At 40.4% G+C, this 12475-nt stretch carries 15 protein-coding genes and 2 pseudogenes; 14 read left to right on the top strand and 3 right to left on the bottom strand.

The annotated features are described in order from the left end of the window. The first annotated feature begins 186 nt into the window (after positions 1 to 186). From H5968_RS18080 to H5968_RS18070, 4 genes are all read left to right on the top strand, one after another. Entirely contained in the window at positions 187 to 1446 is a 1260-nt protein-coding gene (locus H5968_RS18080; RefSeq protein ID WP_187041065.1) for a competence/damage-inducible protein A, read from the top strand. 416 nt (positions 1447 to 1862) lie between these two features. Continuing rightward, the gene (locus H5968_RS26190) at positions 1863 to 2213 is read left to right on the top strand and encodes a hypothetical protein (protein WP_370569785.1); all 351 of its coding nucleotides are present in this window, start codon (positions 1863 to 1865) and stop codon (positions 2211 to 2213) included. Then, a complete protein-coding gene (locus tag H5968_RS26185) occupies positions 2210 to 2536 on the top strand; it encodes a glycosyltransferase (protein ID WP_370569784.1) in 327 nt (108 codons plus the stop codon). Before H5968_RS26190 ends, H5968_RS26185 begins: the two co-directional genes overlap by 4 nt. Positions 2537 to 2712: 176 nt before the next feature. Then, positions 2713 to 3141 carry a hypothetical protein gene (locus H5968_RS18070; RefSeq protein ID WP_187041064.1) on the top strand — a complete coding sequence of 143 codons (429 nt, stop codon included), beginning with the start codon at positions 2713 to 2715 and terminating at the stop codon, positions 3139 to 3141. 60 nt (positions 3142 to 3201) lie between these two features. Here the strand turns inward: H5968_RS18070 and H5968_RS18065 are convergent. After that, positions 3202 to 3975: pseudogene (locus H5968_RS18065) on the bottom strand (ISL3 family transposase); the annotation flags it as partial. A gap of 175 nt (positions 3976 to 4150) precedes the next feature. Beyond that, on the bottom strand, positions 4151 to 4528 hold the full coding sequence (locus tag H5968_RS26180; protein WP_370569787.1) for a transposase family protein: 378 nt from the start codon (positions 4526 to 4528) through the stop codon (positions 4151 to 4153). Between the two features lie 617 nt (positions 4529 to 5145). Here H5968_RS26180 and H5968_RS25210 point away from each other — a divergent pair. From H5968_RS25210 to H5968_RS18040, 5 genes and pseudogenes are all read left to right on the top strand, one after another. Then, a pseudogene (locus tag H5968_RS25210) lies at positions 5146 to 5304 on the top strand (DUF4351 domain-containing protein); the annotation flags it as partial. A gap of 146 nt (positions 5305 to 5450) precedes the next feature. Next, positions 5451 to 6374: a Uma2 family endonuclease gene (locus H5968_RS18050; RefSeq protein WP_187041063.1), complete on the top strand. Its 924-nt coding sequence runs from the start codon at positions 5451 to 5453 to the stop codon at positions 6372 to 6374. Between the two features lie 98 nt (positions 6375 to 6472). Continuing rightward, the gene (locus H5968_RS25815) at positions 6473 to 6595 is read left to right on the top strand and encodes a hypothetical protein (protein WP_255427176.1); all 123 of its coding nucleotides are present in this window, start codon (positions 6473 to 6475) and stop codon (positions 6593 to 6595) included. Between the two features lie 8 nt (positions 6596 to 6603). After that, positions 6604 to 6945, top strand: coding sequence for a nucleotidyltransferase domain-containing protein (locus H5968_RS18045; RefSeq protein WP_137667305.1), 342 nt, complete (start codon positions 6604 to 6606; stop codon positions 6943 to 6945). Beyond that, complete coding sequence (locus H5968_RS18040; protein ID WP_187041062.1) at positions 6938 to 7345, top strand: HEPN domain-containing protein; 408 nt, start codon at positions 6938 to 6940, stop codon at positions 7343 to 7345. The genes H5968_RS18045 and H5968_RS18040 overlap by 8 nt, the downstream gene beginning before the upstream one ends. Here the strand turns inward: H5968_RS18040 and H5968_RS25205 are convergent. Beyond that, positions 7335 to 7487, bottom strand: coding sequence for a hypothetical protein (locus tag H5968_RS25205; protein WP_222620721.1), 153 nt, complete (start codon positions 7485 to 7487; stop codon positions 7335 to 7337). The two genes, H5968_RS18040 and H5968_RS25205, sit on opposite strands and share 11 nt — an antisense overlap. Positions 7488 to 7581: 94 nt before the next feature. On the opposite strand from H5968_RS25205, the gene H5968_RS26175 reads away from it, so the two are divergent. From H5968_RS26175 to H5968_RS18015, 5 genes are all read left to right on the top strand, one after another. Further along, positions 7582 to 7824, top strand: a complete 243-nt coding sequence (locus tag H5968_RS26175) for a DUF4351 domain-containing protein (RefSeq protein ID WP_370569786.1) — start codon at positions 7582 to 7584, stop codon at positions 7822 to 7824. Between the two features lie 464 nt (positions 7825 to 8288). Next, positions 8289 to 9602, top strand: coding sequence for a nucleotide sugar dehydrogenase (locus H5968_RS18030; protein WP_187041061.1), 1314 nt, complete (start codon positions 8289 to 8291; stop codon positions 9600 to 9602). A 10-nt stretch (positions 9603 to 9612) separates the two neighbouring features. Beyond that, positions 9613 to 10557 carry a Gfo/Idh/MocA family protein gene (locus tag H5968_RS18025; protein ID WP_187041060.1) on the top strand — a complete coding sequence of 315 codons (945 nt, stop codon included), beginning with the start codon at positions 9613 to 9615 and terminating at the stop codon, positions 10555 to 10557. Then, positions 10550 to 11137 carry an acyltransferase gene (locus tag H5968_RS26170; protein WP_137667301.1) on the top strand — a complete coding sequence of 196 codons (588 nt, stop codon included), beginning with the start codon at positions 10550 to 10552 and terminating at the stop codon, positions 11135 to 11137. Before H5968_RS18025 ends, H5968_RS26170 begins: the two co-directional genes overlap by 8 nt. 74 nt (positions 11138 to 11211) lie before the next feature. After that, positions 11212 to 12369, top strand: a complete 1158-nt coding sequence (locus H5968_RS18015; protein ID WP_187041059.1) for a DegT/DnrJ/EryC1/StrS aminotransferase family protein — start codon at positions 11212 to 11214, stop codon at positions 12367 to 12369. Positions 12370 to 12475: the final 106 nt, after the last annotated feature.

The following is a 12475-nucleotide window of genomic DNA, read 5'->3' as shown; positions in this document are numbered from 1 at the left end:
ACTGCGGTTTTGAAATAGATAGGGATCTAAACGCTGCAATTAATTTATCGCGTCTGGCTAAGGCGTGAAAGTCTACTGAGGGATAACCGCTGCCATGCTCCCGTTGAAGTAGAAAGTAAAGTCTAGTTTTGTCTAGGTTTTATATAGCAGATTTTTCCCAATCACCAATCACCAATCACCAGTCCCATGAGTGCAGAAATTATTTGTGTTGGTACTGAATTACTGCTAGGAGATATTCTCAACAGCAACGCTCAATTTATCGCCCAGCAGTTAGCACAGTTAGGCATTCCTCACTACTATCAAACTGTAGTCGGGGATAATCCCCAAAGACTCAAACAAGTGATTGAAATTGCAGCTTCCAGAGTGCAAATTCTGATTTTCACCGGTGGTTTAGGACCCACACCAGATGATCTCACCGGTGAAACCATTGCGGACTTTTTCGGTGTTCCCTTGGTAGAAAGTGCCGAAATCCTAGAAGATATAACTCAGAAATTTGCCCAAAGGGGACGGGTAATGTCTCCTAGCAACCGCAAACAAGCTTTAATTCCCCAAGGAGCGAAAATTTTACCAAATCCCACAGGAACAGCACCGGGTATTATTTGGCAACCTCGTCCAGGATTAACTATTTTGACTTTCCCTGGTGTTCCTAGTGAAATGCACCGAATGTGGACAGATACAGCAGTACCTTTTCTCAAAAGTCAAGGTTGGGGTCAGGAAATTATTTACAGTCGCAGTTTAAAATTTTGGGGGATTGGTGAATCAGCCTTAGCAGAAAAAGTATCTGCTTATTTGAATTTACCTAACCCAACAGTCGCACCTTACGCTGGCAAGGGAGAAGTGAGGCTGCGAATTTCTGCCAAAGCGCCTGATGAAAAGGCAGCAGAGGAATTAATTGCACCTGTGGAAAAGCAACTTAAGGAAATTGCGGGCTTAGATTATTACGGTGCTGATGATGATACCTTAGCTTCTGTTGTTGGTGAGTTGTTGCGATCTTCAGGGGAAACTTTATCAGTGGCAGAATCTTGTACCGGTGGGGGATTGGGACAAATACTGACAGAAATTCCTGGCAGTTCTGATTACTTTTGGGGTGGGGTAATTTCCTATGACAACACCGTGAAAGTTAGATTATTGGGGGTTAACCCTGACGATTTAGATCAGTTTGGGGCTGTGAGTGCTACAGTAGCTGAACAAATGGCTACAGGTGTGAAAAATCTTCTCCAAACTACTTGGGGATTAAGTATTACTGGAATTGCTGGACCTAGTGGAGGAACTGCTACAAAACCTGTGGGTTTAGTCTATATTGGTATGGCTGGTCCTGGAAATGAGGTGACAAGTTATGAGTGTAAATTTGGAACTATGAAAAATCGCTCTTTTATTCGCCTCCTTAGTGCTTGCACAGCATTAGACAATTTGCGTCGTTCAGTTATAGGGAGTACATCAGTATAAGAAGAAATTGAAGAATCCGAATTCTGAAGTCGGAAGTTGGCAGTGGTCAGTGAGGGACAATAAATCAGAAAATTTGGGGATAACAAATAGACCAAACTCTTGCCTCTTGCCTGTCTCTACCATAAGACTTGTTCAGCAAACCTTAATCATCTAGACTATATCTCATCTCTATAACCAAAATTATGGTGTATAAGTAGTCTTGCAAAATAAATTTTATATTTGGGAGAGGGAACAGGGAACTCTTAACAGGGAACAGACAAGGAATACAGAGATTACTGAACTCAACCCTGGAAAATCCTAATATGGGGTTTCAGATCATGTAAGATACTCGCTAATCTATTCTTGGGTGACAAAAGTGATTTCACTGAGTTATTTTGTCCGGAACAATTTTAAATTGATTGGATGTTAAGAGGTCAATGCTGATAAGTTATATGACAGGTAAGAAAAAATCCTATGCCAATAACCTAAGAGCCTTTAAATATGCCAAGGAAAATAACTGGTTTGCGAAAGAACATAATTTAGTGAATAAATTCACGGTTCTCTATTCTGGTAATATGGGTCGGTGTCACGATATGGACACCATTCTGGAAACTGCTAAACTATTGCGAGACGAACCGATTCAGTTGGTTTGCATTAGTATTGGAGCAAAACGACAAAGTTTCATGGAAGAGGTAAATGACTTAGGACTAACTAAATTTTCTGTTTCTGTTTTATTAAGAAAAAAAGTGCTACCTTATTATCTACAGCTTGCAATCTGTCTTTGGTGAGTGTTGAAGCAGGGATGGAAAGCCTGGTTGCACCTAGTAAACTACACCCAGCTTTAGCAGCGGGCAGACCGATAACCGTGATTTGTTCTAAGTATTCTTATTTGCGAAAAATGATGATCGATGGTAAATGTGGGGTGAGTGTTGAAAATGGTTATAGTATGACTCAAACTAAATCTATTCGCCTGCTGAATAGCGATCGCAAATTAGCAGAACTGATGAACAAAGCATCTCGAAAATATTTGCAATCAAATTTTACGCAGCCAATTATTGCCAGCCAATATTTTTGTGTGCTACAACATTTTAGTTTGTCGTCTATAACCTAAAATGCTTCAATCAGCACAAATGTGATAAAATGTTCCACAGGATTACAAAACTTAGTTTTTAGAATTTAATAACTGAAATTTTCAATGAGGAGCAGGGCTTTGATGGTCTTATTGATCTCAGTCCCTCCACCGCAACCTTCTGGTGATCTTTTTCGATCAAAATTGAGGAGGCCGAAGTGCAGAGAAGGTGTGACCGAAATCGGAATCGTTCTAAGCGTAGAGCTATATGTTGTCCAGTACATAACTGCTACATGGATAGCATGAGTCAGAAATACAGTTTATTTGCTGAGAGACCTGGACAACTACAGGAGAGAGGCATCAGACGAAAAGAAGCTCTGATGTTAATCGCAGCCAAAACCGCAGTTCCTTTAGAGGGTGAGTGGTTAGAGGCGTTTTGGTGTGAAGATTGCCAAGAAACTAAATGGTATCACGTCCGTAAACGTGAATCTGTATATCATTTATCATTAGCACCAACAGAACTTTGGCAACAGGCAACAGGAGTAATTGATCCCCATCGTAACCCTTCTGTCAGTGAGTTCACATTCAAGCAGTCTCGTGTTGTCGGTGGTAACAACATCAAAGATTTTTGGATTAATAACAACTAATCAGGGTTTGCTGTTAATAGGTTAATATAAATATGGCTCTTCCAGACTAAATATGATAAATTAGTAGGAGAAATACCAATTTAGTAAAATCCTTCTTCTAAAATTATCAAAATTAGTTAAGCCATAAGCTCTTCTTTTAATGAGCTTAATGTTCTGATTAATTCCTTCTACAACTCCTTGAGTAGTTCGGTTATCAAAATAGGCAAGAATCTCATCTATCCATCTACTTATCGTTCGACAACTTTTGGGGAAATATTTATAAGCTATTCCTGTCCAGTCGAGAAATTTATCTAAGGCTTCATCACTGGTTATTTGACTGTCAAATATATCTCGAATTTCTTCTTTTATCCTATACATATCTCCTAAGAAGGGCGCGACTTTTTGTACTGATTTTATCTTAGCTTTTTCCTCGGTACTTAGACTCTCCTTTTTCTTTAATAAAGGGTATTTACTATGAGTCAATCCTGCTAATTTTTCTTCTCTTTCTTTCTTGTTTTTGATTTTTCCTGCCGCTCTTTTTTCCTTCTTTCTCTGTTCATCTAACTCTTCATTGATTTGTTTCATCACATGAAATCTATCTGCCACTACTTGAGCATTTGGCATCATTTCTTGAATGACACTTTTATAGGGTATCCATAAATCTATACTGACTTCTTCTATTTGGTTTAATATCTCTGAACCCAGACTGGATAAGTATTCCGCTATTACCTCCTTATTTCTTTTCTCTAACAACGTTATGGGTTTTCTTGTTTCTAGATCCACTAATACTGCTGCATAGTTTTTCCCTCCTTTTAATTGGGTTATTTCATCTATCCCTAACTTTTTTAACTTTTTTAACTGCTTGGGTTTTTGGCTCTCCTAGAGTGGTTATGGTAATTTAATAAAAAATAACGGCTAAAACTATTATCATACAAGGATTCCACTAATCCAAAACAATAGATTTAATAAAAATTGATTTTGATTTTATTGAATCTCTTGATACATAATGAACTTAACCAAGTATTAAGTGTTAAATGGTCATATCTAGTCTAGGAGAGCCGGGTTTTTCTTTGAGTAAATCAACTTCTTGTTCTCTTAATAATGTTTCTACCTCGGATGCTGTCATTCTATTTCTTCTAGCTGCACTCTCTACATTAGTCTCTAATACTTCCTTAATTACTTTCATCGCTAGTCTTTTTGTATAGGTTCTTCTAGTTTTTATAAAAGACAGTTCCTCACTGAAGACCTTCTGACATTTTGTACATCTCAATTGCCGACGATTTACTTTTAACAATACTTGATAATCACTCAGGGGTATATCTCTGACTGTATACCAATCATTTTGATGAATTTTATCGGTTGTATTTTCACAGTGAGGACATTTTCCCTCTTTTTGCTTATTTTCGATTTCTATAACTATTTCATCATCAGTAATAAAATCATAATTAACAACCTTGATATCTTCAAGATTAATAACTTTCGTAATATGGATTAGATGGCATATTTATTAAATCACTAATTTTTATTTCAATCTTTTTGAACTTTCTTAATCTTAATTAATTCCAAGACTCTTTTGTGATAATCACTTCAGACTGTTAATTAGTATAACATTATCGTCCGCTATCCGGTTTATTTATATTATTTTACCATAACCACTCTAGTAGAGCCAATATTATTAAAGCTAGTAAAGGTTTGATGAAGGTTTCATCAAGGTTTTAGATTAAAGACAATATCGAGTCCCTCTTTGCCAATGACGAGACCATTTTTGTGGCAGGACATCTGCTGTGGTATCCAGTTGAAGGTCGTCCCGATATTCGTGTCGTCCCCGATGTTCACGTGGCGTTGCCCATTAAAAACATGGATCATTGATCATTGCCTAACACTAAATTCTCCATAGAGGAGATTCAAAAAATGCTTAATCTGAGAGAAGCTGATGTGACTCCAACTCGTTTTTATCAAGAGGTTTTGCAAATCCACGAGAAACGTGGCGAGAAACGTGGTGTACAAAAATGAGAAGCTAATCTCGCTATTCGCCTGTTAAACCGCCGTTGTGGAAACATATCAGAAGATTTAGAATTTAAAGTGCGATCGCTCTCTATTCCTGAATTAGAATCTTTAGGAGAAGCTTTATTAGATTTTACAAATATGTCAGATTTAGAAAAATGGTTACAAGATAATCAATAACTCAGAGGATGTCTGAGAAGTAAGAAAGCCCACATAACGGTATCCTCTCAGTGGAGAAAACACTTAAGTAGGACAGCTTGAAGAGAGCTATGAATCCATAAAAATGCGTGAGCATTATCCAAACTGGGATATTACAATTTTCTTATATGTATCAATATTCACCGCCTTTATCACCCCGGGAAGTTCTACCCACCATGTATGACTTACCGAGCGAAGACCCAGAGGAGCCTGGTTTGCCGGACGAATTTCACTTACTACAACCAGAGTTACTGCGGCTGACCTTTCGCCCTCCCACCTATAAAGAAGATCAGGTATTCACAGCCAGTGACCTAAATTTATATTATGACTCCCGACACCCCCAATGGTATAAACGTCCAGATTGGTTTGCTGTCTTGGGAGTATCCAGGCTCTATGATGGCCAAGATTTAAGGTTAAGTTATGTAACATGGCAGGAGGGAATTTACCCCTTTGTGGTAGTCGAATTACTCTCACCAGGGACAGAAAAAGAAGACCTAGGGCGCAGTTTCAGGGAAGTGAACCAACCGCCTAATAAGTGGACGGTGTATGAAAGGATGTTAAGGATTCCCTATTACATAGTATTTAATCGCTACACAGATGAGTTACAAGCCTTTGGGTTAGTAGTGAATGAATATCAAGAGTTAAGCCCCCAAGGGGTGGGAATATGGCTCAAAGAAGCCGAGTTAGGTTTAGGACTATGGGAGGGGATTTATCAAGGGGTACATCGCCGCTGGTTGCGGTGGTATGACGGGGAGGGGAATTGGATTCCTACACCTGTAGAACAAGAACGCCAACGGGCAGAATTAGCCCAGCAACAAGTAGAACAGGAACGCCAACAGGCAGAAAACGAACGCCAACGGGCAGAATTAGCCCAGCAACAAGTAGAACAGGAACGCCAACGGGCAGAACAGGAACGCCAACGGGCAGAATTAGCCCAGCAACAAGTAGCACAAGAACGCCAACGGGCAGAACAGGAACGCCAACGGGCAGAACGTCTGGCGGCTCACCTACGGAGTTTAGGGATTAACCCGCACGAGATAGAGCTAGGCTAAGGAATGTTAACAGGCGATCGCTCAACCATGTGTATTATAACTAAAGCGATCGTTTTACACTGGTATTTGAGCATAAGATATCAACCCTATTGCCATTTGTGCCAATTTTGCAGGGTGGAAATAGGGAAGAGAAATTACGCCAAGCGGTGAGAGAGTTAAGACAGGATGAGCAACTGCAAGAGTTAGAACCGTTATTGTCATTTTTTGCTAGTTTTGTATGAGAGACTGTATGAATACAGAGAATATACCTGCAAAAATAATAACAGGCGAGTTATTGGATGATATTACCCAACGGCTAGTTTCTGCCCTGAATCCAGAACAGGTAATTTTATTTGGTTCCTATGCTTATGGTGAACCTACGGAAGATAGTGATGTTGATTTGTTAGTGATTATCTCCGATTCCAATGAACCCCGCTATCGTCGGGCGCGTCAAGCATATAAAGCCCTCCATGGGATTGGTATACCAAAAGATATTCTGGTTATGACCCGTGCAGAAGTAGAAAGAAAGTCCACCGTAGCAAGTTCATTAGTTAGTCAGGCACTCAGTCAAGGTAAAATCCTTTATGGATAGTCCTAATGATGAGGAGGTTAGGCAGTGGATAATTAAAAGTCAGCGAGATATTAAGGTTGCCCGCATACTCATTGAAAATGAAGTATCATTATTAGATGCTGTTGTTTATCATTGTCAACAGAGTGCCGAGAAAGCATTAAAAGCTTATTTGACACATCAAGATTTAGTATTTAAGAAAACCCATGATCTGGGTGTTTTAGTAGAGATGTGTTCAGTTTTTGAACCACATTTTCAGGATTTGGAAGATATGGCGGACACTCTAACACCTTACGCCACCGAATTTCGCTACCCAGGGGACATAATTGAGCCGGAAAGGTATGAAGCTGAAGAAGCCTTGCAGATGGCTGCGACAGTGCTAGAGTTTGTAATTAAATTATTACCAAATGAATTCAGCCCCTAGCCGGAGTGAGTGGCGATCGCGGTTTATTGGTGAGAATTTGTACCAATTTTGCAGGGTGGAAATAGGGAAGAGAAATTACGCCAAGCGGTGAGAGAGTTAAGACAGGATGAGCAACTGCAAGAGTTAGAACCGTTATTATCATTTTTTGCTAGTTTTGTATTGGATATTCCCTTAGTTCAACAAATCATGAGGTGGGACATGACAGTATTAAGAGAATCACCCTGGTATGAGGAAATATTGAAAGAGGGATTACAGCAGGGGGAAAACAGGGATTACAACAGGGATTACAACAGGGACGACTTGAAGGGGAAACCCAATTAGTTATACGTCTGTTACAGCGTCGCTTAGGAACCTTGGATGATACACTCAAACAGCAAATTCAGATGCTACCAGTAGAGCAACTGGAAAGTTTAGCAGAAGAATTATTAGACTTTAGGGATGTGGAACAGTTACAGACTTGGTTGGAAAGCCTTTCTTGACTGATGACGGTTGACGGTTGACTGTACCAAGGGGCGATCGGCTTAGTGCAACAGTGCTAGGGCGATCGCCATTACGTATGATTTAAATCTGAGATTACATAGAATAAACATACGGGACTGAGAACCACAATTTCAGGATCAGAACAACAAACTGAAGTTAAATTAACCTCCACTAAACACAAAAACCAGGAAGCCGGGGAATGAATTCCCTGGCTAAAAGCTGAAGTCGGTTTTTAACCGACTAGGAAGAGGGTTAAGGATTTTTGTGTGATTTGTCAATTTAATTTATCAATAGCAGCAGAGCGTTAGAACTTAAGGGTTAAGTTACATCCGCTTTCTGAAACATGGAAAATGTTTATGGGCGATCGACTAATCTTTGTAGAGATGTCTTTTCAACTCAGATTTTATGACCTGCTGTACTGATGCCGTTTTTATCCAGATTATTGCTAATACAAAAATTTAACATGACAATTTTGCACGAATTGAAAGAGAAAATAATCAACCGCAAAGCCGTTATCGGTGTTATTGGACTGGGTTATGTAGGCTTACCTTTTGCAGTGGAAAAAGCAAAGGTGGGATTTCAGGTGATTGGTATTGAGCAAAATCCTGTGAGATCCGAAAGAGTAAATAATGCTGATAATTATATTAGTGATGTCAAAGATGATGACCTCAAACAAGTAGTTAGTGATGGGAAACTCAAAGCAGTCACAGGATTTGGTGTTGTACCAGAAATAGATGTACTAGTAATTTGTGTTCCCACACCCTTAACAAAAAACCTCACACCAGACTTAAGCTATGTGGAAGGTGTCACTAAAGGCATTGCTAAATGGTTGAGACCGGGGCAATTAGTTACTTTAGAATCTACGACTTATCCCGGAACAACTGATGAAATTATGCGCCCGTTGTTAGAGGAGACAGGACTTAGACAAGGAGTAGACTTCTTTCTCGCCCATTCACCAGAAAGGGTAGACCCTGGTAATAAACGCTATACCACCAAGAATACTAATAAAGTTGTTGGAGCTTCTGACCCTAATTCTCTGACAGTCGCTAAGTTGTTTTATGAGCAAACCATTGACCATGTTGTGCCGGTAAATAGTGCTAAAGCAGCAGAGTTAGTCAAAGTGTTTGAAAATACTTTCCGCGCTGTGAATATTGCCTTAGTGAATGAACTGGCTTTATTGTGCGATCGCATGGGTATAGATGTCTGGGAAGTATTAGATGCCGCCAATACTAAACCCTTTGGGATTATGCCCTTTTATCCTGGTCCAGGGGTAGGTGGACACTGTATCCCCATTGACCCGCACTATTTAGAATGGAAGGCGAAGGAATTTAACTTTGATACCCATTTTATTGCTTTGGCAGGGGAAATCAACCGCAAAATGCCGGAGTTTGTCAGAGAAAAAACCTGTAGGGTGTTAAATAAATTAGGGGTAGCGCCTAGCAGGGCTAAGGTATTGATTCTTGGTGTGGCGTATAAAAAAGACTTGGGCGACTGGCGAGAATCTCCTGCTATTCATGTGATGACTCAATTGTTAGAAGATGGAGTAGAAATTGCTTATCACGACTCCTTTGTTCCCGAAATTTATATTCAGGGACAAAAATTTAATTCTGTACCATTAAATAATGACACCTTGGCAAGTTACGAGCTGGTAATTATTACCACTGATCACAGTGATATTGATTACCATAACTTGGTTAGTCATGCTTCTGCCGTATTGGATACCCGGGGAGTAACCAGAAAATTAGACTGTGACAAAGACAAGGTGATACTATTATGAGACAAGTAATATGAAACAAGTAATTGTGGTGGGGGCTGGGAATTGGGGTAAAAATCTGATTCACAACTTTTATAATTTGGGTGCTTTGGCTGGGGTGGCGGAAATGAACCCAGATTTACGCCAGCAAGTTGAAAGCAAATATCCACAAGTCAAAACTTATACGGATTTTGCAGGAGTCTTAGAAAGTGATGTTTCGGCAGTGGTGTTAGCAACTCCCGCCCCCACCCACTACCAGTTGGCTATGACAGCCTTAAAAGCAGGTAAGGATGTGTTTGTCGAAAAGCCCATGACTCTAAGGACTCAAGAGGCAAAATCCCTGGCTGAATATGCTGATCAACAGGGGCGTATCCTCATGGTGGGGCATTTACTCCTCTATCAACCTGCTATTACTTGGATGCGGAATTACTTAGCCCAAGGGAAAGGCGGGAAAGTGCTTCATGTTGCCACCCAAAGAGCCAAGTTGGGTAAAGTACGTAGGGAAGAAAACGTTTGGTGGTCTTTTGCACCCCATGATGTATCGGTTGTCCTGGATTTATTGGGTAATCCCACTCTATCGAGAGTGCAAGCCAGCGGTCAGGCTATGTTACAACCGGGAATTGAAGATAATGTTTATGTTGATATTGTCTTTGAGAGCGGGCAAACTGCTCACCTCCATTCTTCTTGGTATTGGCCTGAGTTACTACGCAGCACAACAGTAATTACGGAACAAGAAATGCTCGTTTATGATGAAGTTGCTCAAAAGGTGACTATATATCACAAGGGTGTAGATGACCAACTTAATAACCGTGATCAGGGCAGTCAAGTTGTGGATGTGGCAAATTCAGAGCCTTTGAAAATCGAATGTGAACATTTTTTAGACTGTTTGCAAACCCGTAAAAAGCCCCTTTCTGATGGATGGAATGGAGTAGCGGTAGTGGAAATTTTAGAAAAAGCTCAGGAGATATTACGTGGTTAATTATTTTGCCCATGAATCCGCTTATGTAGATGAAGGTGCCCAAATTGGTGAAGGTACGAAAATCTGGCACTTTTGCCATGTATTTGGCAAGGCGAAAATCGGTAAGAATTGCAATTTAGGACAAAATGTGCTGGTTGCTAATAATGTGGTGGTGGGCAACAACTGCAAAATTCAAAATAATGTCTCCCTATATGAAGGGGTGATTTTAGAAGATTATGTATTCTGCGGACCGAGTATGGTATTCACTAATATTAAAACGCCGCGTTGTGAATATCCTCGCAATACCAGCAATGATTATCGCCAAACTTTAGTGAAACGGGGTGCGAGTATTGGGGCTAATGCGACTATTGTTTGTGGTGTCACTCTCCATGAGTGTGCTTTCGTGGCTGCGGGTGCAGTGGTGACAAAAGATGTTCCTGCTTATGCTATGGTAGCTGGAGTTCCAGCCAGAATCATCGGTTGGATGAGCGCCTATGGTGATGTATTGGAGTTTGATGCAGATGGCTATGCTGTAGATTCTACAGAGGTCAAGTATCAGCAATTATCGGCAAATCAGGTCATCAAGTTGTCGGCGAATTAATTGCCCAGTCCCGTTCTAATATCCCATTCAACAATTTTATTTACTAATTTATTTACCAAACCATTTACCAAACCATGAAAATTCCTGTTCTTGACCTCAAACCTCAATACGAGCAAATTAAAGACCAAGTGCAAGCAGCGATGAATCGAGTCTTGGAATCTGGTCAATTTATTATGGGTCCTGATGTCAAGCTGTTTGAGCAGGAGGTGGCAGAGTATTTAGGGGTAAAACATACAATTGCTGTTAACTCCGGCACAGATGCCTTGGTGATTGGTTTACGCGCCCTGGGTATTGGGGCGGGGGATGAGGTAATTACTACACCCTTTTCTTTTTTTGCTACGGCTGAATCTATCAGTAACGTGGGTGCAAAGCCAATCTTTGCTGATATTGAAACCCGGAGTTTTAACATTGACCCAGAAGCTATCAGGAAACATATTACATCTAAGACCAAGGCGATTATGCCTGTGCATCTCTATGGTAATCCCGCCGCTATGGGGCAAATTATGGATATTGCCCAGGAGTATGGGTTAAAGGTGATTGAAGATTGCGCTCAGTCCTTTGGAGCCAGGTATTATGGTGCCTGTCCTGGGTGTGAGGAGGATTGTCAAGAAAGTACTAGGGATGCTATTCAAGGTAAGTTTACCGGAACTATTGGTGATGTAGGTGCTTATTCCTTTTTCCCTTCTAAGAATTTGGGCTGTTATGGGGATGGGGGTATGGTAGTCACAAATGATGACCAAGTAGCAGAATTAGCCCGGATGTTGCGAGTACATGGGGCAAAAAAGAAATATCACAATGAGATATTAGGTTACAATTCCCGGTTAGATACCCTGCAAGCGGCGATTTTACGGGTGAAGTTACAGTATATTGACCAGTGGAATCAGGGACGGCGACGGGCGGCTAAAGTTTACAATGATTTGTTGGCTGATGTTTCGGGTGTGATTACTCCAGTAATTACAGATGGTCATGTGTTTCACCAGTATACCATTAGGATAACTGGGGGTAATCGGGACGGTGTACAGCAGTACTTGGCCGGTGAGGGCATCGGCTCCATGATTTATTATCCCATTCCCCAGGACAAGTTACCTGTTTATCAAGGGGAGTATCCTGTTAACCCGGTTAGTGATTTGTTAGCTACAGAAGTTTTGAGTTTGCCCATTTGGCCAGAAATGAAAAATGAAACTGTTGTAGCAGTAACGAGTTTCGTAATAGATTACACAAGAAAGTCTTAATTTAGAAAAAGTTAAGTATACATACAGCACTTTTGGAGTAAATGAGGTACACCAATCTTAATAGTTGGTTTTAAAACTTGAAGTTCAATCGGCTACTGTACCTCAT

Source organism: Sphaerospermopsis sp. LEGE 00249 (assembly GCF_014299995.1).
Classification (GTDB): Bacteria; Cyanobacteriota; Cyanobacteriia; order Cyanobacteriales; family Nostocaceae; genus Sphaerospermopsis; species Sphaerospermopsis kisseleviana.
This window is presented reverse-complemented; position numbering and strand designations above follow the sequence as displayed.

Coding starts and splice junctions, on each gene's coding strand:
- H5968_RS18015 (WP_187041059.1), top strand. CDS start 11,212: ATGAAAATTCCTGTTCTTGACCTCAAACCTCAATACGAGCAAATTAAA.
- H5968_RS18025 (WP_187041060.1), top strand. CDS start 9,613: ATGAAACAAGTAATTGTGGTGGGGGCTGGGAATTGGGGTAAAAATCTG.
- H5968_RS25205 (WP_222620721.1), bottom strand. CDS start 7,487: ATGATAATAACGGTTCTAACTCTTGCAGTTGCTCATCCTGTCTTAACT.
- H5968_RS26190 (WP_370569785.1), top strand. CDS start 1,863: ATGCTGATAAGTTATATGACAGGTAAGAAAAAATCCTATGCCAATAAC.
- H5968_RS18040 (WP_187041062.1), top strand. CDS start 6,938: ATGGATAGTCCTAATGATGAGGAGGTTAGGCAGTGGATAATTAAAAGT.
- H5968_RS18080 (WP_187041065.1), top strand. CDS start 187: ATGAGTGCAGAAATTATTTGTGTTGGTACTGAATTACTGCTAGGAGAT.
- H5968_RS18030 (WP_187041061.1), top strand. CDS start 8,289: ATGACAATTTTGCACGAATTGAAAGAGAAAATAATCAACCGCAAAGCC.
- H5968_RS18050 (WP_187041063.1), top strand. CDS start 5,451: ATGTATCAATATTCACCGCCTTTATCACCCCGGGAAGTTCTACCCACC.
- H5968_RS18045 (WP_137667305.1), top strand. CDS start 6,604: ATGAATACAGAGAATATACCTGCAAAAATAATAACAGGCGAGTTATTG.